Here is a 22,947-nt window from a genome sequence, read left to right as displayed (position 1 = left end):
GATGAAAAAGATAGCTGCTATATCATTAATTAGTATTTTTATTATGTCTGGTTGTGCTGTGCATAATGATGAAACAAGTATCGGTAAATTTGGTCTTGCATATAAAAGTAATATTCAGCGTAAACTCGATAACCAATACTACACCGAAGCCGAAGCTTCTTTAGCCAGGGGCAGAATATCTGGTGCAGAAAATATAGTAAAAAATGATGCAGCCCATTTCTGTGTTACTCAGGGCAAAAAAATGCAGATAGTTGACCTGAAGACAGAAGGTGCAGGATTACATGGCGTCGCTCGTCTGACATTCAAATGTGGAGAGTGAGAATATTTTTTGGTAAGCATCAAACATGCGCGTTCTGGTTGTGCTTAGCCGGAACCTGTGCGAGCACGATGCCGTTACGTGAAAGGCATCGTGCTATGAAGGGAGATTCTATCGATGTGGTCAATGGAAGACGGTGACCAGGGATAGGGCTTATGCATAAAAAATAAGCCCGTGTAAGGGAGATTACACAGGCTAAGGAGGTGGTTCCTGGTACAGCTAGCATTTTATGGGTTATGTTTTTCAGCGAAACGGATGATAACCTTAATAAATGCAGCTGTATGTGATCGGTTTCTAAGAATTTTCCATCCGGGAAAAATAATCGATATTAATCACTTACCGTGTGGGTTACGCGTGGTTTCCCCAGAGAAATTACGCATCAGGAGAGCGTAATTTAGCTCAAGATCCTGCGGGACCGGGAGCCACACAGTATAACCATCGCCTGGTGCGACCGGCATCGCTTCACCTTTGGCGTTTTCCATGTGCTCAAGGGTAAAGTTAATGTTGCCTTGCGGCGTCATCAGCTCAAGGCTGTCGCCAACGGAGAATTTATTTTTCACCGCTACCGCCGCGAGGTCCCCCTTGCGCTCACCGGTAAACTCACCAACAAACTGCTGGCGGTCAGAAACTGAATAACCGTATTCGTAGTTCTGATAATCGTCGTGAGTATGACGACGCAGGAAACCTTCGGTATAGCCACGATGCGCCAGACCTTCCAGAGTTTCCAGCAGGCTGGTATCGAACGGTTTTCCCGCAGCGGCGTCATCGATAGCTTTGCGGTAAACCTGTGCGGTGCGTGCACAATAGTAGAAAGATTTGGTACGACCTTCGATTTTCAGCGAATGCACGCCCATTTTGGTCAGGCGTTCAACATGGGCGATGGCGCGCAGATCTTTCGAGTTCATGATGTAAGTGCCGTGCTCATCTTCAAACGCGGTCATATACTCGCCCGGACGCTGGGCTTCTTCGATCATAAACACTTTGTCGGTTGGTGCGCCGATACCCAGCGTCGGCTCAACATTTTGCACCGGAATCGGCTCGTACTTGTGTACGATGTTGCCAACGTCATCTTCTTTCCCTTCCTGGACGTTGTACTCCCAGCGGCAGGCGTTGGTGCAGGTACCCTGGTTCGGGTCGCGCTTGTTGATATAGCCAGAGAGCAGGCAGCGACCGGAGTAGGCCATGCACAGTGCGCCGTGAACGAAGATCTCGATCTCCATATCCGGCACCTGATTGCGGATCTCTTCAATCTCTTCCAGCGACAGCTCGCGAGAGAGGATCACGCGGGTCAGGCCCATTTGCTGCCAGAATTTCACCGTCGCCCAGTTTACGGCGTTAGCCTGCACCGAGAGGTGGATCGGCATTTCAGGGAAGTGCTCACGCACCAGCATAATCAGCCCTGGATCGGACATAATCAGCGCATCCGGCCCCATTTCCACCACCGGTTTCAGGTCACGGATAAAGGTTTTCAGCTTGGCGTTGTGCGGTGCAATGTTGACCACGACATAAAACTTTTTCCCCAGCGCGTGGGCTTCATTGATGCCGAGCTGAAGATTTTCGTGGTTGAATTCGTTGTTGCGCACACGCAGGGAATAACGCGGCTGGCCCGCATAAACAGCATCTGCGCCATAAGCGAAAGCGTAACGCATATTTTTCAGCGTTCCCGCCGGGGAAAGGAGTTCCGGTTTAAACATAATTCTCTCGTTCTGATGACAGGTCAGATCCGCTTCACCTGATGAAGCGGTTAGGGGAGTGCCCCCACTTTAAGGGCGGGCATTGTAGCGCAATCGGCGGGTTTAGCTCCAGTGTAAATGTCTGGTGGCGTCCTGGTTTTGGTTAAGGATACGAATGACGATAATTTCCCCTGGTGATTGCAGGAAATAAATGACGTGGCGTTCAAAAGGAAGAACAAAAATACCTTCGCCTAATTCAGGTCTGGGCGTACCTATATTATTGTTACTCAGAATCTGGAGAACGTCTGAAAGATGTTCCACATATCTGTCGGCTTGTGGTTCGCCGAAATGGTGATAGCTGTAATACCAGATGCCTTCTAAATCCTCATTGGCTTTTGGCATGAGTTTAATAATACGCACATTATTTCCTTATCCCTGCTTTCACCTTCTGTAAGAACGCGTCCTTTTCCCACGGCTGAGCTTCACCACTACTCAACCCTTCTGCGAGCATGTCACGTAACGCTTGCAGGCGAGACTCTGCTTGCTTTTCTCGAAGTAATCGCAGTGACTCACGGATCACTTCGCTTTGGGTGCGATAGTCGCCGGATTCAATTAAGGACTCGATAAATTCACGCAACTCATCGCCGAGATCAACCGTCATCGTTCTGGCCATTTTACGCCCGCCTGTAAGTAAAAATCTTACATCAGTGTATGTCATAAACCGGATAGCGTCACGAAAGTATTAGAAGATATTTTGGCACATGAACATGTTCAGGAGGATAAGTATGGGATGGTAAACAAAGAAAGCACAACGAGTGCTCGTCAGTGCCCACTATTTTAATGGCGGCAGTTACTCTTAATTATCAATAACTAAGCGTTATTTGGATATAAAGCCGGACGCCAACAACCCACGCCCGGCATCGTAATTACGTATTGTCTTTCACCGTCTGGCTTGTGCCATTGGCTTTAACGGAGGCAATTCCGGTTTCACGAGATTGTGCGGTGGCGTACATCTGGCTGGAGCCGATAATTTGATGATTAGCGGCTTTCAGATTGAAATAGAATTTGCCGTTACTTGCCGTTTTTTTCTCATAGCGTTCTTCTTGCGGGCTGTTGCTACGCACCGACGCGATGCCCTTTTCCGCAGAGGCTTTTGAGGTATACAGCTCGCTGGTGAGGATAGTCTCACCATTGCCCGCTTTTAGCACAAACCGGAACTGATTATCACTGCTCTTACTGAGTTCAAACCAACCAGCCATAATGACTCCTTGATTGAAATTGTGTATCGAAAACAGCATCTAAAGGTGCTGTTTACCGATTAAAGTATGAGCGATTTTCTGATGCCTGCCAGGGCGGAGAGATAATGTCAGTTTGCTGACCATGCGTGGGATAATGTTGCCGGATCGGGTCTGAACGCCATCTCCGGCTAACAAAATAATGTCGCTAAAACTAAACGATGCGGCAGGCGTCGGCTTCCCAGCGGTAACCGACGCCGTAAACGGCGCGGATAAATGACTGTTCGGCGTCGAGAGATTCCAGCTTGCGGCGCAGGTTTTTAATGTGGCTGTCGATGGTGCGGTCGGTTACTACGCGGTAGTCGTCATAAAGATGATTGAGCAAATGCTCGCGGGAGAACACTTTTCCTGGTTCATGAGAGAGCGTTTTCAGCAGACGAAATTCCGCAGGCGTCAGGTCAAGCATTTTACCGCGCCATGAAGCCTGAAAACGACCTTCGTCGATAATCAACGGGCTTTCAGCATCCTGTTGCTGCAACTCGCGCTGCGGTTTGCAACGGCGCAAAATGGTTTTGACGCGCGCTACCACTTCCCGTGGGCTGTACGGCTTACAGATATAATCATCTGCGCCAATCTCCAGCCCCAGCAGGCGATCGATCTCTTCGATTTTTGCCGTCACCATCACGATCGGAATGTCAGAAAAACGACGAATTTCCCGGCACAGCGTCAGGCCATCGGTGCCAGGGAGCATCAGATCTAACAGGATCAGATCCGGTGGTGTCTGGCGCACATACGGCAGTACCTGATCGCCGTGGCTGATAAGCGTCGGCGCATAGCTCGCAGCACGTAGATAATCAATGAGCAACTGCCCCAGCTTCGGTTCATCTTCCACGATCAAAATACGCGGTGTGTTTTCGTCGATTGGTAACTCGGTCATACTTCTCTCTGTAAATCCCGTTCCAGCGGTAACTCTACTGTAATGCTTACCCCGCCAAAAGGCGAATGGGCAGCAATAATGCGACCATTATGTGCTTCAACAATGTTCAGGCAAATCGCCAGCCCCAGCCCGGAACCGCCGCTGGCACGGTTGCGGGAACCTTCGGTGCGATAAAAACGTTCAAACAATTTTTGTAGCTGATCGTCACTGACACCTGGCGCACTGTCGGCAAAGGTCAGGCGCACCGTTTTGTCGCGCTGCCCGGCAGAGATTTGCAGGCTGCCGCCGCTGTCAGTGTAGCGCAGGCTGTTTTCCAGTAAGTTATTGAATAACTGCATTAAACGGTCGCGATCGCCAAATACGGTAATACTGTCTGGCAGGGAAAATTGCAGTTTCAGGCCACGACTGGCGAATCGTTCGCGAAATGCGCCGCCCGCCACTTCCAGCAGTGGGATCAAATCTACCGGTGCTTTTTGATAGGCGAGAGCGCCTTCATCAGACATCGACAACTGATGGAGATCGTCAACCAGTTTGGTCAGTGTACCGACCTCCGCCTGTAAAGACGCCACCGTCTCCGGCGTGAATTTACGCACGCCATCCTGAATGGCTTCCAGTTCACCGCGCAGCACCGCTAATGGCGTACGCAGTTCGTGAGAGATATCAGCCATAAAATCGCGGCGCATTTGCTGGTTTTTCTCCAGCGTGCTGGCAAGCTGGTTGAAGTCTTGCGCCAGTTTCCCCAGTTCGTCTTCGCTGGTGGGCGTCACGCGGGTAGTGAAATCGCCCGCTGCCAGTTTGTGCGTGCCGTCCACCAGCCGTTTGACCGGAGCCAGCAAACCGCGCGCCAGCAGAAAGGTGGCGAGCGCCGCGAGTAACGTTGCCAGGGCGACAATCAGCCAGCTGGTTTGCCGCTGTTGCTTATCGAAATTGATATCAGTATTGCGGGTCAGTCGCTCAACGGGTGAGGCGATCACCGCGCCAACTTCAACACCATTGACCAGTATGGGTCGTCGCGAACCGTCCGGCGGAATGGGCGCGCGCGGGCCAACCAGCACGGTGTTATTTTGATCGATTACCCAGAATTGCGTGCGCCAGCCGTGCGGCGGCATACCGGGACCAGTTCGGTCTTCCGGGTTGTCGCGTTCGAACGAGCGCAGGATCTGAAACACAAAGCGGTCGTTATTGCGCAGAAATTGCCAGTTACCGTGCTGCGCATACTGCTCGCCCAGGGCATCGCCGAGCATTTGCAGCCGCTGCTCATTGCCATGCTTGATGTAATCAATAAAGCCGCGCTCAAAACTGATACGCACCGCCCAGTGCATACTGATCAGCAAGACAATGCAGGTGGCGAAAATCGCCAGAAACAGTTTGCCGGTAATACCGGGCCGCCAGAACTTCATTGCGCGCTCCTTTTTCGCCGCGAAATAGCCACGTTTTGATGCGTATCGTTTGGCACTCTGGCAAAGATGAACGCCGGAAGGGCGATGATAAACGCCATGCTAAGCCAGGTGTACATAAAGACGGTTTGTGTGGTGCCGCTGTCGACGCTGACATGTTGCGAACCAAAAAGTCCCAGCAACAGCCCGGCGATAGTGACGCCGATACTCATCGACAATTGCATAATCATCGACAGCAGACTGTTGCCGCTGCTCGCCAGGTTGTCCGGGAGATCTTTCAGCGTCAGGGTGTTCATGGAGGAGAAACGCGTCGAGTTGACCATCCCTTGTAAAAACAGGACGAACGGCAAAACGTAGTACCAGCCCAGCAGAGCGGTGGTCATAAACAAAAGGGTGACCAGCGACAGGCCAAGCGTGGTTGCCACCAGTACCCGACGATAGCCAAAGCGATTCACCACCTGTACCACAATTCGCTTCATCCCCATGCTGCCGAGCACCATCGGGATCATCATCAGTCCGGCATGAAAAGGCGAGAAACCGAGGCCAATTTGCAAGAAAACCGGTGTCATAAAGGGCAACATGCCACTGCCAATACGTCCGGCAAAGCTCCCCGCCAGGCCCAGCGAAAAGGTACGAGTGCGGAACAGTTTCAGACTGAAAAGAGCGCGGTGGTTATTTCTGGCGTGCAGCAGATAAAGCACCAGTGCCACCACGCCAACTGCGACCAGGCCTGCAATCGTCAGCGGCGATAAACCTGTACCTTTACTGCCGTCCAGCGCCAGGGTTAATACCGCCATGCCAACCGCCAGCAATAAAAATCCGGAGAGATCAAAGCGCCGCGTCTGCATGGTGTAGTTCGGCATTAACATCAGTGTGGCGATCGCACCGATAATCCCCACCGGAATGTTGATCAAAAAGATCCAGTGCCACGACGCGTATTCTACCAGCAGACCGCCGAGCGCCGGACCGAGCAGCGGACCGACCTGACCGGGTAACGTGACAAAGGTCATCGCCGCCATATATTGCTCGCGCGGTACGATTTTCATCACCGTCAACCTGCCGACCGGCACCATCATCGCGCCGCCAACGTCCTGTAACGCGCGTGCCAGCAACAGTTCGTTCAGCGTGCCGGAAAGCGCGCAAAACAGTGAACCGAGAGTAAACAGCACGATGGCGGTAAAGAAAATATTGCGCACGCCGACTTTGTCCGCCAGCCAGCCGCTGGCGGGCAGCATCACCGCCACGGTCAGCACATAAGAGACAATGACCATGTGCATATGCAACGGACTTTCCCCGAGGCTTTGCGCCATTGAGGGAAGGGCGGTGTTTACGATGGTGGTGTCCAGCGACTGCATAAAGAAGCCGAAAGCCACAATCCATAATTGCCAGCGGGTGCTGTCGGGAAGATCTGTCATTTACTCGGTTACCGTTTGTTTAGGTTTACGCGAAAAACGCAGCCGCAGACGGTCGAAAAAGAGATACATCACCGGCGTGGTATACAGCGTCAGGAGCTGGCTCATCACCAGACCGCCGACAATGGTGATCCCCAGGGGTTGCCGCAGCTCCGAGCCGTCACCGCCCGACAATACCAGCGGCAGCGCGCCAAACAGCGCCGCCAGGGTGGTCATCATAATCGGGCGAAAACGCAGCAGACAGGCCTGGAAAATAGCTTCCTGCGGCGTCAGGTTACCGTGCCGTTGGGCTTCAAGCGCAAAATCGACCATCATAATGGCGTTTTTCTTCACGATGCCGATTAATAGCATGATCCCTATCAGGGCGATTAGGCTGAACGGGGCATTGAACAGCTCCAGCGCCAACAGCGCTCCAACGCCCGCCGAGGGCAGGGTGGAGAGAATCGTCAGCGGATGTACGTAACTCTCGTAAAGGATACCCAGCACGATATACACCGTGGCGATGGCGGCGATAATCAGGATCACCTGCGAGTTCATCGTCTCCTGGAACACCTGCGCCGTGCCGGCAAAACTGCCGCGCACCGTCGAAGGCACCCCAAGCTGGGTCATTGCGCGATCGATCGCCGCACTGGCGTCCGAGAGCGATTTTCCGGTCGGCAGGTTAAACGAAATGGTCGAGGCCGCCGATAATCCCTGATGATTCACCGATAGTGGGGCATTCGCCGGTTGCCATTTAGCGAAATACGACAGCGGGATCGCTTTGCCTTCGTTATTGATAACGAACATTTTTTCCAGCGCACTGATGTCCTGGGTATAGCGCGGATCCACTTCCATCACCACTTTATACTGGTTCATCGGCTGGTAAATGGTCGAGATTTGCCGCTGACCGAAGGCGTTATTTAACAGACTGTTGGCGGCTTGTACGTCGATTCCCAGCCGTGCCATGGTGTCGCGGTCGTAAACCAGATTCATCTCCGCGCCGTTATCCTGCTGATCGGAGTTCACGTCCGCCAGTTCCGGCAACGTCGCCAGTTTTTTGCGGATTTTCGGCTCCCATTCGCGCAGTGCCGCCAGGTCGTCGGATAACAACGTGTACTGGTAGCTGGCGTTCGACTGACGCCCACCAACGCGAATATCCTGTACCGCCATCAGGAACAGATTCGCCCCCGGTTCTTTCGCCAGTTTTACGCGCAGACGGTCGATAATTTGCTGCGCCGTTTCGCTGCGTTCGTCGCGTGGCTTGAGGGTGATAAACATCATCCCGCTGTTCACTCGCGAACCGCCTGTAAAGCCGGTGACATTATCCACTGCCGGATCGTCACGGATAATTTTCATGAAATCCTGCAATTTACCGCGCATCGCCTGAAACGAAATACTCTGATCCGCCTGAATCCCGCCCATCAACACGCCAGTGTCCTGCTCCGGGAAGAAGGTTTTCGGGATCGAGATATACAGCCAGATATTCAGCGCAATGGTGCCAAGCAGCACCACGCCCACCAGACGGGTATGATTGAGCACCCATTTCAGTGACTTGCCGTAGCCTTGTTGCAGGGCTACCAACATGCGACCAAAACCACGCAGTCGCTTTTGCTCGCGCGGCTTGCTGGCTTTCAGCATCCAGCCACACATCATTGGCGTTAATGTCAGAGAAACCAGCAACGAAATACCAATGGCGACAGAAAGCGTCACGGCAAACTCGCGTAACAGTCGGCCCGGCAATCCGCCCATCAACAGCAGCGGCAGGAACACCGCCACCAGTGACAGACTCATCGACAGCACCGTAAAACCGACTTCGCGAGTACCTTGCAGTGCGGCTTGCAACGGTTTCATTCCCGCTTCCAGATGACGTGCAATGTTTTCCAGCACCACGATGGCGTCATCCACCACGAAACCAGTAGCGATGGTGAGCGCCATTAACGAAAGGTTATTGAGACTGAATCCGCACAGGTACATCGCCGCAAACGTACCAATCAGCGAAACCGGCACCGAAACGGCGGGAATAATAGTGGCGCGACCCGAGCGCAGGAATAAAAACACCACCAGAATCACCAGCGCCACCGAGATAATCAGCGTTTGCTCGACTTCTTCCAGCGAGGCGCGAATGGTGGGGGAGCGATCCTGGGCAATTTGCAGATCAATCGCCGCCGGAATGGTTTCCTGCAACTCCGGTAATTTTGCCCGGATGCTGTCAACCGTCTGGATAATATTGGCTTCCGGCAGTTTGCGGATCATCAGTAAAATAGCCGGTTTGGCGTTGGTCATCCCGGCGTTGCGCACATCCTGCACTGAGTCGGTCACCGTCGCCACATCGCCCAGACGAACCGCGCCGCCGTTGTTGTAGTGAATAATCAACGGCTGATATTCAGCGGCGGTTTTTAGCTCATCATTGGTCTGGATCTGCCAGCGGTGAGTGCCATCTTCCAGCGCGCCCTGCGGTTTACGCACGTTGGCATTGCTGATGGCGGTGCGTACGTCGTCCAGCGACACGCCCTGATTAAACAGCGCCTGCGGATTCAGCCCGACGCGTACGGCGGGCAGTGAGCTGCCGCCGACATCGACATCACCAACACCGTCGATTTGCGAAATCGTCGGAGCTAGCTGCGTCGAGGCGAAATCGTACAGTTCACCCTGCGAATAAGTATCGGATGTCAGCGTGAGGATCATAATTGGCGCATCCGACGGGTTCGCTTTGCGATAGGTCGGACGGCTGGGCATCCCGCTGGGCAGCAAACTTTGCGCGGCGTTGATCGCCGCCTGCACATCGCGCGCTGCGCCGTTGATATCCCGGTCAAAATCAAACTGCAAAATAATGCGTGTGCTGCCGAGCGAACTGCTGGAGGTCATTTCACTGACTCCGGCAATGCGCCCAAGTGAGCGCTCCAGCGGTGTGGCAACGGAAGATGCCATTGTCTCCGGCGACGCACCGGGCAGCGAGGCGCTGACCATAATCACCGGAAAATCGACCTGCGGCAGCGGGGCCACTGGCAGCATACGGAAACCCAGTATGCCGCACAGGGTAATGGCGACCGACAGTAAAATCGTCGCCACCGGGCGGTAAATGAAGAGGGCAAAAAACTTCACTTACGCCTCCTCTTCATGACGAGCAAAGCGGCTTTTGGTCCACAATGCCAGGCGGTCGAACAGCAAATAAATTACCGGCGTGGTGAACAGTGTCAGCACCTGGCTGACTATCAGACCGCCGACCATGCCAATACCTAATGGACGACGCAGTTCCGCGCCGACCCCGGTACTCAACATCAGCGGCAGCGCGCCAAGCAGAGCCGCCAGAGTGGTCATCAGGATCGGACGAAAACGTAACAGACAAGCCTGATAGATTGCCTCGCGCGGCGACATGCCTTGCTCGCGCTCGGCAGCCAGCGCGAAGTCGATCATCATGATGGCGTTCTTCTTCACGATACCGATCAGCAAAATAATGCCGATAATCGCAATCACATCCAGTTCGCTACCAGAAATCAGCAACGCCAGCAGTGCGCCAACCCCTGCGGTGGGTAGCGTCGAGAGAATGGTGATCGGGTGAATAAAGCTCTCGTACAGAATGCCGAGCACGATATACATCGCCACCACCGCCGCGACAATCAGCCAGACAGTGCTGCCCAGCGCCGACTGGAAGGCGAGGGTGCTGCCCTGGAACTGCGTGGTGATATCCACCGGCAGATTCAGCGTCTTCTCGGTGTCCATAATCGCCTGCACCGCATCGCCCAGCGAATAGTTATCCGGCACGTTAAAGGAGATGGTCGTTACCGGGAACTGATCCAGATGGTTGATGGAAAGCGGCGCAAAACGCTGCTCAATTTTGGCAATTGAGCTTAGCGGCACCACGCCACCGTCGCTGCTGGTCAGGCGAATGGTATCCAGCGCCGCGAGGCCAGGAGTATTTTCGGTGTTGTGTTCCAGCACCACGCGATACTGGTTAGCCTGAGTATAAATAGTGGAAATCAGTCGCTGACCAAACGCGTTGTACAGGGCGTTATCGACATCCGCCATGCTGATCCCCAGACGGCTGACGCTGTCGCGATCAACATTGACATACGCCACCAGCCCTTTGTCCTGCCAGTCGCTGGAGACATCAGAAAGCTGTGGCAGTTGCTGGAGTTTTTCCATCAACTGTGGCACCCAGGTACTGAGCGCATCCAGTGACGTGGCCTGCAAGGTAAACTGGTACTGGGTGCGGCTGACCTGAGTATCAATAGTCAGATCCTGCGTTGGTTGCAGGAAGAGATCGACGCCCGGCACTTTATCTACCGCCGTTTGCAGACGGGCGATGACTTTTTGCACTCGGTCATCACGTTCATCCAACGGTTTGAGGTTGATTTGTAAACGTGCACTGTTCAGCGACGGGTTAGTGCCATCAACGCCAACAAATGAGGTCAGGCTTTGCACTGCCGGATCCTGCAAAATCACGTCCGCGACCTGGCGTTGTCGCTGGGCCATATTGGCAAAGGAGCTGGATTGCGGTGCCTGCAAAGTGCCCTGAATAATGCCGTTGTCCTGTACCGGGAAGAAACCTTTCGGAATGAACACCCACAGCAGCACGCTAAGCAGCAGCGTGCTGAGTGCCACGCTTAAGGTCAGCCACGGATGATTCAGCACTTTCGCCAGTCCACGTCCATAGGCGGCGATTATCCTGTCGAACATTTTCTCCGAGGCACGGGAGAAGCGGTTCTGTTTACGCAGCGACTCCTGGCTGAGCATCCGCGCGCACATCATCGGTGTCAGGGTCAGCGACACCACCGCTGAGATCAAAATCGCTACCGCCAGGGTAATAGCAAATTCGCGGAACAGTCGCCCGACGATATCGCCCATAAACAGCAGTGGGATCAACACCGCAATCAGTGAGAAGGTCAGCGAGATAATGGTAAAGCCGATTTCACCTGCGCCCTTGAGCGCCGCCGCCAACGGTTTTTCGCCTTTTTCGATATAGCGGGAAATGTTTTCGATCACCACGATGGCGTCATCGACCACGAATCCGGTGGCGATAGTTAACGCCATCAGTGTCAGGTTATTGATTGAAAAATCGAGAAACACCATAACCGCGAAAGTGCCGATTAACGACAGCGGTACAGCAACACCGGGAATGATGGTCGCCGGAATATTGCGCAAAAACAGGTAGATAATCATGACTACCAGCGCGATAGCCATCATCAATTCAAACTGAGTATCATCGACGGATGCGCGGATATTGGTGGTGCGATCGGAAAGCACTGTCACCTTCACCGATTTCGGCAGACTCTCAGTGAGCTGTGGCAGCATCTGCCGAATGCTGTCGGCGGTGGAGATAATGTTAGCACCGGGCTGGCGCTGAACATTCATCACAATGGCCTGTTCTTTGTTCGCCCATGCGCCAAGCCAGCTGTTTTCTGCACCTTGCTCTACGGTTGCGACATCGCCCAGACGAATCGGCGCGCCGTTCTGGTAGGCGATGATTAGCTGGCGATACTCTTCGGCGGATTGCATCTGGTCGTTCGCGGAAAGCGTGACCGCACGGGAAGGGCCGTCGAGGCTACCTTTTGCCGAGTTAACGTTAGCGCCGGTAATGGCGGTGCGCACGGTTTCGCTGGTCAGGCCGAGGGCGGCAATCGCCTGAACGTTAAGTTTGACGCGAACAGCCGGACGCTGACCGCCGGAAAGCGTCACCAGGCCGACGCCGGAAATCTGCGAGATTTTCTGCGCGACGCGGGTTTCCACCATATCTTCCACTTGCGTCATCGGCATGGCGGTTGAGGTGACGGCGAGCGTCATGATCGGCGGATCTGCCGGGTTCACTTTGCTGTAAACCGGCGGGTTAGGCAGATCGCTCGGCAACAAGTTGGTCGCAGCGTTAATCGCGGCCTGCACTTCCTGCTCGGCGACATCGAGCGGTAATGTTAGCTGGAACTGCAAAGTGATAACTGACGCACCGCCGGAACTTTGCGACGACATCTGTTTCAGGCCAGACATCTGCCCGAACTGGCGTTCGAGCGGCGCGGTAACGGCAGAGGTCATGACATCCGGGCTGGCACCTGGGTAGAGCGTGACCACCTGAATGGTCGGATAGTCCACTTCCGGCAGCGCCGAAACGGGCAGGGCGCGATAACCGATAATCCCGGCGAGTAAGATCGCCACCATCAGCAGCGTGGTGGCGACAGGACGCATAATAAACAGGCGCGACGGGCCGCCTGTGCTGCTCGGGGGTAACACCTGCATCAGGAGCGTGCTCCTTTTTTCGCGTATTCGCGGCTGGTGGCTTTCTCTTCCGGAGTGGTGGCGCTCTGGGCTTCCACCACTTCCACTTTCGCCCCTTCGGTCAGGCGATCAATGCCGTCTGTCACCACGCGATCGCCCGCAGAAATACCTGCACGGATCACCACTTTCTGACTGTCCTGAATGCCCGGCGTCACCAGATGTTTGCTGACCTTGTTTTCGCTATTCAGCACCCAGACAAAATGGCCTTCATTGCCCATTTGCAGGGCGGCTGTTGGGATCACTACGGCGTTTTGTTCGGTGTCGACTAACATGCGCGCGTTAACAAACTGATTGGGAAACAGCGCATCATCCTGATTATTAAAGCGTGCTTTCACTTTAATCGTACCGGTTGTGGCATCGATTTGGTTATCGAGGCTTAACAGCGTGCCTTCACTTAATTTCTTCGAATTGGTGCGATCCCAGGCTTCTACCACCAGCGGTTTTCCGGCTTTTTGCGCCTGCACTACAGTAGCGATATCGCTTTCCGGCAGGGTAAAGACTAAATCGATAGGATGCGTCTGGGTCAGCACGACGATACCGGTGGTATCACCGCTGGAAATCTGGTTGCCGATATCCACCTGTTTTAAGCCCACGCGACCGTCAATCGGTGCGGTGATGCGGCTCCAGTCGAGCTGCAGCTGGGCGCTGGCGACGGCGGCCTGGTCGGCTTTAATTGTGCCTTCGGTTTCGCTCACCAGCGATTGCTGGGTATCCAGCTCCTGGCGAGAGACAAGATTGGTTTTGACCAGTTGCTGATAGCGGGCTAAATCACGACGTGCATTAGCGAGCGTGGCTTTATCTTTAGCCAACTGCCCCTGCGCCTGAGCCAGCGCCACTTTAAACTGGCTGGGGTCAATTTCCGCCAGCAGATCGCCGGCTTTGACCTGCTGGCCTTCCTGGAAGTGAATGGCCATCAGTTGGCCGTCGACGCGGCTGCGCACGGTAACGGTATTGGCAGCGGTAATGGTGCCCAGCCCGCTGAGGTAGCGCGGTACCGCTTCACTGGTGGCGGTAGCGGCCTGGACCGGCGCCAGCGCGCCGCCAAAGCGTCCACCGTGTCGCCCGCCGCCAGCTGACGGCGCTCCCACCGGTTTGGCTGCGGTGGAACCCGAGGTGTCAGAATTGCTGCTAAAGTGCCAGATGCCAGCCGCCCCCGCGACCACCACCAGCACGGCCAGCGCTACCCGCCAGCGAATCTTATGACTGCCTTTCATCGTTATAGGTGTCTCGTCCTGAATCATTTCACGAAATGATACTAGTTTAGTAACGGAACGCTCGGGAAAAATGGAGGAAATATGAAACACGGAAGGAATCGTCTGAATCGCGTCAGCTTTACGAGGCTCCTCGCAATCCGCGGCGATGAAAAACCGCGCAATCGCCGCGTGTGCTACCGTCAGCGGCGTTTAGCAGGGCGCTAAAACAGGAAAGCCCCTCCTGACGAAGGGGCCTTTTATAAGGAAAGGGTTATGATGAGGCTAGTCATCATACTGGTAATACTCTTAGTCATTAGCTTACCGGCTTACTAAGATACCAGGGGGAGGAGCAATCCTCCCTTACCCTCATTCCTTTACAATAGGTCGAAAAAACAGCGAAGTCAATGGCGATAGATCAGGCGAAAACCACCTGCGCCCAGCGGGCCAGACCGGCGGTGACCGAGCCAAAATCGTCGCCACCGGCAACGGGAATGCCAGGCAGCTGTTCGGCCAGCGCTTTTTTAATCAGCGGCGAGCGCGCGCTGCCGCCGGTTAAATAGATAACGTCCGGCTTTTCACTGCTGTTTTCCAGCGCCAACTGCACCTGTTCAAGAATGCGAGTCAGCGGCTGGTTCAGCGCCGCTTCCAGCCCGTCCTGGCTGATGGCGGTGGCCAGCGTGTCGCTGATAAACGGCAGGTGGGTATCGATTTGTGCGCTTTCGGACAAGGCGATTTTGCTCTCTTCCGCGCTGCGCACCAGACGATAGCTTAAACGCTGCTGCCATACCTTGTAGAGCAGGGAGACCTTTTCCGCATCGCGGGCATCGCGCGCCAGATCACGCAGCAGGCGGCCATTGGCTGAGCTGTAGAAGTCGGTCTGCGCCGGAACATCGTTGATCGCCACCGCGTTCCACCACGGCAGAATGGGCAGGGCGATGCCTTTTTCGGTTTCGCCGCCCATGCCGAGCAGCGGCATCAGGCTTTTAAACGCCAGCGCGATGTCCAGATCGTTACCACCCACGCGACAGCCGCTGTGGCCGAGCAGGCTCTGTTCGCGGTCATGACGGGTCCGCCACTGCGGCCCCATCAGCAGCACCGAGCAGTCGGTGGTGCCGCCACCGATGTCGACCACCAGCACGCGTTTTTCTTCGCTGAGGCTGGCTTCGAAATCCAGACCGGCGGCGACCGGTTCGTACTGGAAAACCACGTCGCGGAAGCCGGCACGCTGCGCCGCGCGTTGCAGAATACCTACCGCCTGCGTGTTGGCTTCATCGCTACCCAGACCCTGGAAGTTAATCGGGCGACCAATTACCGCCTGCTCGATGGTTTCCTGAAGCTGTGACTGCGCCTGCTGGCGAATATGCAGCATCATCGAACAGACCAGATCTTCGAAGACGGCGACCTGCTGCGGCTTCAGCCCGCTAGCGCCGAGGAAGGATTTAGGCGACTTAACAAAGTACACCTCTTCCGGATCGTCGATGTACTGCTTGAGCGACGCGAGGCCGAACTGCACGCTATTGCCCAGTACCTCGATATCTTCGTCGCGGTTGTAGTTCATCGCCCGACGCAACAGCGCCTGAGTTTCATCACCCGTTGCCGGTACCTGATGGTGGCGGTACAGCCACTCGCTGACCGCTTCGCGGGTCGGGGCCGACAGCATGGACGGCAGTAGGGAACTGCCGTTTTCCATCATCAGCATGCGCGGTGCGCCATCCTGCATCACGGCGACAGAGCAGTTCGCCGTCCCGTAGTCAAAACCAATAAACACGTCAATCATCCCCATGCCAGTGAAGAAAGGGGGGCGACTTTAGCGGAATGTGGTGATGGCGGCAACAGGAATATGAAAGCAAGGTTTTCCCATTGATTAACCGCTATGCTGTAACGAAATCTTTGCTGTCTGACGAGAAGGATAAAGGATGTTTGAACTGCCCTGGCTGCCGCCATATGACTGGCGCTGGATGTTCGGTTTTTTACAGGCGCGTGCGGTCGCAGGTATCGAATGTTTCCATGATCAAAGCTATACCCGCAGTTGGGGGCTCGGGCCACACCATGGGCTTATCACCATGACGCCGGATCCCGCGCGCCAGGTGCTGCGGGTCACGCTTTCCGCCGGGTTGCTGCCAGTCGCTGACGAAGCGTTGATGCGGGTGGCGAAATTGCTGGATCTGCACTGCGATCCACAACAAATATCGCGCGCGCTCGGAACGCTGGCGGCGGCAAAGCCGGGGTTACGACTGCCTGGCGCGCTGGACGCCTTTGAACAGGGCGTGCGGGCGATTCTCGGGCAACTGGTGAGCGTGACGATGGCCGCGAAGCTGACCGGTAAAGTGGTGGCGCTGTATGGCGAGCCGCTCGCACAGGACGCCTCTTTCTCGTTGTTCCCAACGCCAGAGCGGCTGGCGGCGGCGGACCCGGCGGCGTTGAAAGCATTGGGCATGCCGCTCAAACGGGCGGAAGCGTTAATACATTTTGCCCAGCGTGCGCATAGCGGAGAACTGCCGCAAACGCAGCCAGACGATGTGGATCAGGCGCTAAAGGCGCTACAACAATATCCCGGCATTGGCCGTTGGACGGCAAACTACTTTGCCCTGCGCGCCTGGCAGGCGAAAGATATCTTTTTGCCGGACGACTACCTGATTAAGCAGCGCTTCCCGGGTATGACGCCCGCGCAGATTCGCCGTTATGCCGAACGTTGGCAGCCCTGGCGATCTTACGCGTTATTGCATATCTGGCACGCCGACGACTGGTCGCCGGAAGAATGTACCGGGGTATAAACCGTCACGATACCGCGACCGTTATTTTTTGAGGTGTAGCAGGCGGCATCGGCCTGAACCAGCACCTCCGCCAGTTGGGCGTTATGGTTGTGAATCAACGTCAGCCCCGCGCTGGCGCCAATACGGTGCAACCGTCCTGCCCAGAAAAATTCGTAATGTTTGATGGCATCGACAATGCGCTCGCTGGCGCTCAGCGCCTGCTCGGTAGAGCAGTGACGCAGAATAAAACCAAATTCATCACCGCCAAGTCGCGCCAGAATATCGCCCGGTCGCAGCAGCGAGCGCATTAGCCCGGCAATTTCACGCAGTAGCGCGTCACCGGCAGCGTGCCCGGCGCTGTCGTTGACGGCTTTGAAGAAATCGAGGTCGAGCATCACCAGCGCATGCGACTGATGTCCTCCGGGCAACGATTTCAGCAGGCCTTTCAGCTGGCTTTCAAAGCTGGAACGATTGGGCAACCCGGTGAGCGCGTCGTGGCTGGCGCTGTAGCTGAGCTGGCGCAGCAGGCGGCGCGATTCCGTGACGTCCTGAATGACCAGCACAAAACCGATATGCTCGCCTTCCTAGGTACTGAGCGGGGTCATGCTGTGGTGAATATCAAAACTGCCGCCGTAGCGGCTATGCAGGACTTTGTTCAACTCAATATCGCTATCCAGGTTTTCATCGCTGTACAAATTCTCCAGCCGCGGGCCCTGGTCTCCCTGCGTAATATACAGCACCTCGTGCAATGATTTCCCTTGCGCCTCAGCCTGCTTCCAGCCGCTGATTTTCTCGGCAACCGGGTTCATAAAGATAATGTTTTGCTGGCTGTCTGCGCTGATCACCGCTTCATGAATGGAGTCGAGAGTGATGTGCAGGCGTTCTTTTTCCTGGAACAACGCTTCGTTGGTTTCGGTTATCTCCGCCATCAGCCGTTTGTTGGCTTCGCGGCTCTTTTTCAGATCGTTAATATCTTCAATCTGTTGGATGAAATAGAGCGGCGTTCCATCAGCGTTGCGTACCAGCGAGACGGCCAGCAGCGCCCAGACCGCCTCGCCCTGGCGGGTACGGTAGCGCTTTTCAAGCGAGTAGCTCTCAATTTCGCCACGCGTCAGACGGTCCAGCTGTTCAAGGTCTTGTGCTAAATCTTCCGGCCAAGTGACCTGCTGGAAGGTCATTTGATGCAGTTCGTCAGGGGGATATCCAAGAAACTTGCTCAGCGCTTTATTGACCTGCAGCCACTGCCCATAGGCATCGACTATCGCCATGCCGACGGCCGAGTATTCCATGGCGTTACGAAAGCGGGTTTCACTTTCCGCAATGCGACGCCGTTCACTGTATACGGCATACATCGCGATGCTCATTACCCCTGTGGGCAATTGCACCATCAGGAATGGCAGCCCCAGCATATTGCTCAGCCGGTAGTTGTTAAGGGTGTTTTCGATGTTCTCCTGCACCAGCGGATGCTGCGCGGAGAGGGTCAGAACCATCATAATGATGAGTAAAAAGATCAGGAAGGCTTCAATACGCGGCAGACGTACCGCGCTCCACATCATGAGTACCATTATGAAGGTAAACGGCCAGGGCATGTACAACATGGCGATTACGCTGAGCGCGAGGGTGATGGCTGCGGTCAGAATCGTCGAGATCAGCAGCGTGCGGTTACGATAACGCTGAAAATAGTCTGCCCGGATGAGCATTCCCAGCGGAACTAACGCCAGGGCGCCTGAGGCATCCGAAAGCATCCAGACCAGTAAGGTCTGGAAAGCATTGCCTCCGGGCGTCAAACTGGCCACTACAATACCGCTCAACAATGGCGGGATCAGCGCGGTGGCGATCGCCATTTGAGTCCAGTGGCGTAAGTTTCTTAGCGGGTTGTCGAGGTTCAGCCATCGGCGCAGCAGTAACGCGCCAACCAGCGCTTCCATAAGATTGGTCAACGGGTGTAACAGTCCATTCTGCTCGGGAGCGTAAAGCTCGGTGGCGAGGACAATCCCCAATACGCCAGCAACGCTCATGCAGGGCCATAGCGAACGCTTAACACGGTAGAAGGCGACGGTCATGATGGCCGTCGGAAACCAGACCGGCGATAGCACATTGTGAGTGTGCATGAGTGATAATGAAAAGAGGGTGAACAAAAATGTCGCTGCCCACAAACCAAACAGTATTTGCAGTGAGTGCTGTTGTGACGAGGGGCGGAGAGGGTTAACGCTGATATTGTTCTTCATTACCACTGTTTTTCCGGAGGCGACGCTGCTCCGGCCATGCTGAATTAAGCCGTGATTATGCAACAACATTAGCGGAATTTATCAGATATGTGACGCTAATTGACAATAATCATCAGTTTGTGTCACCTGTAATATCATATTCGTTAATGTATGACGTCAGTAGAATCCGACGTACGGGCGTTTCTCCTTTTGTCATCGCCGATCGTTGTATTCGACTAGTATCGTTGCCCTGAAATCCCTATAATTGCCGCGTTTGGCGCTGATACACGTGACTATTCGGAACGTTTCCTCTTGAATAATATTGTCTATTCGTGCCGTCCTTCCTAACATCCAGGTTAATCGGGTCGCAAAATTTATGACTGATAAGTCTCATCAGTGCGTCATTGTAGGCATCGCCGGCGCATCGGCTTCAGGTAAAAGTCTTATTGCTAGTACGCTGTATCGCGAACTGCGCGAACAGGTGGGCGATGAGCACATCGGTGTCATTCCTGAAGATAGCTATTACAAAGACCAAAGTCATCTGTCGATGGAAGATCGGGTTAAAACTAACTATGACCACCCGAACGCGATGGACCACAGCCTGCTGTTCCAGCATCTGCAAACGCTGAAGCGCGGCAACCCAATTGAACTGCCGGTTTATAGCTATGTCGAACACACCCGCATGCAGGAAACGATTCATATTGAACCGAAGAAAGTGATCATCCTTGAAGGGATCCTGCTGCTGACCGACGCGCGTCTGCGCGAAGAGATGAACTTCTCTATCTTTGTCGATACGCCGCTGGACATCTGCCTGATGCGCCGCATTAAGCGTGACGTTAACGAACGTGGTCGCTCCATGGACTCCGTGATGGCTCAATACCAGAAAACGGTGCGTCCGATGTTCCTGCAGTTTATCGAGCCGTCCAAGCAGTACGCCGACATCATCGTACCGCGTGGCGGCAAAAACCGCATCGCTATCGATATTCTGAAAGCGAAAATTAGCCAGTTTTTTGAATAACTCACACGAATTGTGTAACGTGCAATAAACGCCCTCAACCGTGACGGAAGAGGGCCGTCGTACAAAAGGAGAGTGATATGCGTCTGTGTGACCGTGATATAGAAGCCTGGCTGGACGAAGGGCGACTGTCGATTAACCCGCGTCCGCCGATTGAGCGTATCAATGGTGCCACCGTTGACGTGCGTTTAGGCAACAAGTTTCGCACCTTCAGCGGCCACACTGCCGCCTACATTGATTTAAGCGGGCCGAAAGCGGAAGTCAGCGCGGCGCTGAATCGTGTGATGAGCGAAGAGATTGTGCTCGCGGAAGGCGACGCCTTCTATCTGCATCCGGGCGAACTGGCGCTGGCGGTGACGCTGGAATCGGTCACGCTGCCCGCGGATCTGGTCGGCTGGTTGGACGGTCGTTCCTCGCTGGCGCGTCTGGGCCTGATGGTGCACGTCACCGCGCACCGTATCGATCCGGGTTGGTCGGGTTGCATCGTGTTGGAATTCTACAACTCCGGTAAGCTGCCGCTGGCGCTGCGTCCGGGGATGCTGATCGGTGCACTGAGCTTCGAACCTCTGTCGGGCCCGGCGGCGCGTCCATACAACCGTCGTGAAGATGCCAAATACCGCGATCAGCAGGGCGCGGTTGCCAGTCGTATTGATAAAGACTGACCCATCGCAAAGCGGATGAGGGTGCCATGAGAAGAATATTGACGACACTGATGATTCTGCTGGTGGTACTGGTTGCCGGCCTGTCATCGTTGGTGCTGCTGGTCAATCCTAACGATTTCCGCAGCTATATGATCAAGCAGGTGGCTGAGCGCAGCGGATATCAGCTGGAGCTGGACGGTTCCCTGCGCTGGCACGTCTGGCCGCGGCTAAGCATTTTGTCCGGACGTATGACCTTAACCGCGCCCGGCGCCAGCGCGCCGCTGGTGCGGGCAGACAATATGCGTCTCGACGTGGCGCTGCTGCCGCTGCTGTCACATCAGCTGCAGGTTGAGCAGGTGATGCTCAAAGGCGCGGTGGTACAATTGACGCCGGAAACCGAGGCGATTCGCGACCAGCGAGCGCCGGTGGCGCCAAAAGGAACCTCGCTGCCTCAGGAGTCTGGCGATCGCGGCTGGTCATTCGATATTGCCGGGCTGCAGGTCATTGACAGCGTGCTGGTATTCCAGCATGAAAGTGATGAGCAGATGACGGTCCGCGATATTCATCTGCAGATGCAGCAGGATGCCGGGCATCAGGCCACCGTCGATTTCTCAGGCCGCATGAACCGCGATCAGCGCGACTTATCCCTTCGTTTCTCCGCCGCCGTTCAGGCGGGCAACTACCCGCAGAGTCTGGATGCGCAGCTGTCGCAAATCAGCTGGCAGCTTCAGGGCGCCGATCTTCCGGCTCAGGGCATTAACGGTAACGGTAGCGTGAACGTTAGCTGGCAGGAGGACGCGAAGACGCTCAGCTTTAACGCGCTCAATCTGATGGCCAACGACAGTACGCTGACCGGTAAAGGCAGCGTGGTGCTGGGCGATAAGCCGGTGTGGTCGCTGAACCTTCAGTCCGACAAGCTCAACCTCGATAACTTGCTGGTGCGCTCGGATATCCTCCTCGGCGGTGGCGCGCAGCAGGCACAGTCGGCGCCGAACAAACCGCGTCCGGTGATAGCCAACGGCGTTAATTTACCGCCTTATAGCGGCCTGAAAAGCTTCGATGGTTCGCTTGCGATGACCGCGAACCAGATCGTCTGGCGCGGGCTGCCGTTTACCCATGTGACCCTGCAGGTCGATAACCAGCGTGGGCTGCTGCATATCTCTCAACTGGAAGGTTCATTAGCCGGTGGTCAACTGTCACTGCCGGGCACGCTGGATGCGCGCAGTGGGACTCCGCAGGCCGAATTTCAGCCTAAGCTCGACAACATCGAGATTGGCAGCCTGTTGAAGGCCTTCAACTACCCCATCAACATGACGGGCAAACTGTCGCTGGCCGGTGATTTTTCGGGTTCGGTGATTGATGCCAACCACTTCCGCCGCGACTGGCAGGGGCAGGCGAATCTTGAACTAAGAGACACCCGTACCGAAGGGCTGAACTTCCAGCAGTTGGTTCAGCAGGCGGTTGAGCGTAGTACAGACGTGCAGGCGCAGGAGAACTATGACAGCGCCACGCGGCTGGATGAACTGACGACCGATGTTGACCTCGATAGCGGCATTCTGGCGCTCAGTAACATGAAAGGGAAATCCTCGCTGATGCAGATGACCGGCAAAGGCACTCTCGATCTGATGAAAGAGGAAGGCGATCTGCAGTTCGGTATTCAGGTTACTGATGGTTGGCAGGGGCAGGGCAAGCTGGTGGATATTCTGAAGTCTACGGCTATTCCGCTGCGCGTTTACGGCAAATGGGAAGCCCTGAACTACAGTTTGCAGGTAGACCAGATACTGCGCCGTCAGCTACAGAACGAGGCGAAGCGTCGGTTAAATGACTGGGCGGAACGCAATAAGAATACCCAGTCCGGTAAAGACGTGAAGCAGCTCCTCGATAAGCAGTAACATCCCTAAGCCCGGCGGCATGGCGCCGCCGGG

General features: G+C 55.1%; 19 protein-coding genes. 6 read left to right on the top strand and 13 right to left on the bottom strand.

Annotated elements, in window-relative coordinates:
* Position 1: 1 nt before the first annotated feature.
* The gene (gene yegR, locus OQV04_RS12760; RefSeq protein WP_000716757.1) at positions 2-319 is read left to right on the top strand and encodes a protein YegR; all 318 of its coding nucleotides are present in this window, start codon (positions 2-4) and stop codon (positions 317-319) included.
* A gap of 329 nt (positions 320-648) precedes the next feature.
* Here the strand turns inward: yegR and trhP are convergent, their stop codons facing one another.
* The 10 genes from trhP to OQV04_RS12710 form a co-directional block, all read right to left on the bottom strand.
* A complete protein-coding gene (trhP, locus tag OQV04_RS12755) occupies positions 649-2,010 on the bottom strand; it encodes a prephenate-dependent tRNA uridine(34) hydroxylase TrhP (protein ID WP_000476014.1) in 1,362 nt (453 codons plus the stop codon).
* Between the two features lie 102 nt (positions 2,011-2,112).
* A complete protein-coding gene (locus tag OQV04_RS12750; RefSeq protein ID WP_001220181.1) occupies positions 2,113-2,409 on the bottom strand; it encodes a type II toxin-antitoxin system RelE/ParE family toxin in 297 nt (98 codons plus the stop codon).
* A 1-nt stretch (position 2,410) separates the two neighbouring features.
* Positions 2,411-2,707 carry a type II toxin-antitoxin system ParD family antitoxin gene (locus tag OQV04_RS12745; protein WP_101969457.1) on the bottom strand — a complete coding sequence of 99 codons (297 nt, stop codon included), beginning with the start codon at positions 2,705-2,707 and terminating at the stop codon, positions 2,411-2,413.
* A 208-nt stretch (positions 2,708-2,915) separates the two neighbouring features.
* Positions 2,916-3,248 (bottom strand): YegP family protein, encoded by a 333-nt coding sequence (locus OQV04_RS12740; protein ID WP_000929408.1) that lies wholly within the window; start codon positions 3,246-3,248, stop codon positions 2,916-2,918.
* 190 nt (positions 3,249-3,438) lie between these two features.
* Positions 3,439-4,161, bottom strand: a complete 723-nt coding sequence (baeR, locus tag OQV04_RS12735; RefSeq protein ID WP_000137873.1) for a two-component system response regulator BaeR — start codon at positions 4,159-4,161, stop codon at positions 3,439-3,441.
* Positions 4,158-5,561, bottom strand: coding sequence for a two-component system sensor histidine kinase BaeS (gene baeS, locus OQV04_RS12730; RefSeq protein WP_101969456.1), 1,404 nt, complete (start codon positions 5,559-5,561; stop codon positions 4,158-4,160). Before baeS ends, baeR begins: the two co-directional genes overlap by 4 nt.
* Positions 5,558-6,973: an MFS transporter gene (locus tag OQV04_RS12725; RefSeq protein WP_101969455.1), complete on the bottom strand. Its 1,416-nt coding sequence runs from the start codon at positions 6,971-6,973 to the stop codon at positions 5,558-5,560. The genes baeS and OQV04_RS12725 overlap by 4 nt, the downstream gene beginning before the upstream one ends.
* Entirely contained in the window at positions 6,974-10,051 is a 3,078-nt protein-coding gene (gene mdtC, locus OQV04_RS12720; protein ID WP_032281183.1) for a multidrug efflux RND transporter permease subunit MdtC, read from the bottom strand.
* A complete protein-coding gene (gene mdtB / locus OQV04_RS12715) occupies positions 10,052-13,174 on the bottom strand; it encodes a multidrug efflux RND transporter permease subunit MdtB (RefSeq protein ID WP_032281182.1) in 3,123 nt (1,040 codons plus the stop codon).
* Positions 13,174-14,427: an MdtA/MuxA family multidrug efflux RND transporter periplasmic adaptor subunit gene (locus tag OQV04_RS12710; RefSeq protein WP_001575951.1), complete on the bottom strand. Its 1,254-nt coding sequence runs from the start codon at positions 14,425-14,427 to the stop codon at positions 13,174-13,176. Before OQV04_RS12710 ends, mdtB begins: the two co-directional genes overlap by 1 nt.
* A gap of 252 nt (positions 14,428-14,679) precedes the next feature.
* On the opposite strand from OQV04_RS12710, the gene OQV04_RS25055 reads away from it, so the two are divergent.
* The gene (locus tag OQV04_RS25055; protein ID WP_112919032.1) at positions 14,680-14,739 is read left to right on the top strand and encodes a type I toxin-antitoxin system Ibs family toxin; all 60 of its coding nucleotides are present in this window, start codon (positions 14,680-14,682) and stop codon (positions 14,737-14,739) included.
* A gap of 82 nt (positions 14,740-14,821) precedes the next feature.
* Here OQV04_RS25055 and yegD read toward each other — a convergent pair whose 3' ends face one another.
* The gene (gene yegD / locus OQV04_RS12705; protein ID WP_001575949.1) at positions 14,822-16,174 is read right to left on the bottom strand and encodes a molecular chaperone; all 1,353 of its coding nucleotides are present in this window, start codon (positions 16,172-16,174) and stop codon (positions 14,822-14,824) included.
* Between the two features lie 148 nt (positions 16,175-16,322).
* On the opposite strand from yegD, the gene alkA reads away from it, so the two are divergent.
* Positions 16,323-17,180, top strand: coding sequence for a DNA-3-methyladenine glycosylase 2 (alkA, locus tag OQV04_RS12700; RefSeq protein WP_001575948.1), 858 nt, complete (start codon positions 16,323-16,325; stop codon positions 17,178-17,180).
* Here alkA and OQV04_RS12695 read toward each other — a convergent pair.
* Entirely contained in the window at positions 17,117-17,722 is a 606-nt protein-coding gene (locus tag OQV04_RS12695) for a diguanylate cyclase domain-containing protein (protein ID WP_001575947.1), read from the bottom strand. The two genes, alkA and OQV04_RS12695, sit on opposite strands and share 64 nt — an antisense overlap.
* Before the next feature lie 21 nt (positions 17,723-17,743).
* The gene (locus OQV04_RS12690) at positions 17,744-19,387 is read right to left on the bottom strand and encodes a PAS domain S-box protein (RefSeq protein WP_050559433.1); all 1,644 of its coding nucleotides are present in this window, start codon (positions 19,385-19,387) and stop codon (positions 17,744-17,746) included.
* Between the two features lie 355 nt (positions 19,388-19,742).
* Between OQV04_RS12690 and udk the strand changes: the two genes are divergently transcribed.
* The 3 genes from udk (at position 19,743) to asmA (ending at position 22,914) form a co-directional block, all read left to right on the top strand.
* The gene (gene udk, locus OQV04_RS12685; RefSeq protein ID WP_001575945.1) at positions 19,743-20,384 is read left to right on the top strand and encodes a uridine kinase; all 642 of its coding nucleotides are present in this window, start codon (positions 19,743-19,745) and stop codon (positions 20,382-20,384) included.
* Positions 20,385-20,461: 77 nt separating this feature from the next.
* Entirely contained in the window at positions 20,462-21,043 is a 582-nt protein-coding gene (dcd, locus tag OQV04_RS12680) for a dCTP deaminase (RefSeq protein WP_001575944.1), read from the top strand.
* 26 nt (positions 21,044-21,069) lie between these two features.
* Positions 21,070-22,914 (top strand): outer membrane assembly protein AsmA, encoded by a 1,845-nt coding sequence (gene asmA / locus OQV04_RS12675; protein WP_274446641.1) that lies wholly within the window; start codon positions 21,070-21,072, stop codon positions 22,912-22,914.
* The last annotated feature ends 33 nt before the right edge of the window (positions 22,915-22,947 follow it).

Origin of the sequence: Escherichia sp. Lx600-2, assembly GCF_036662595.1 — a bacterium.
Classification (GTDB): domain Bacteria; phylum Pseudomonadota; class Gammaproteobacteria; order Enterobacterales; family Enterobacteriaceae; genus Escherichia; species Escherichia coli.
Note: the sequence above shows the minus strand (reverse complement) of the source record. Positions and strands in the feature narration are given on the sequence as shown.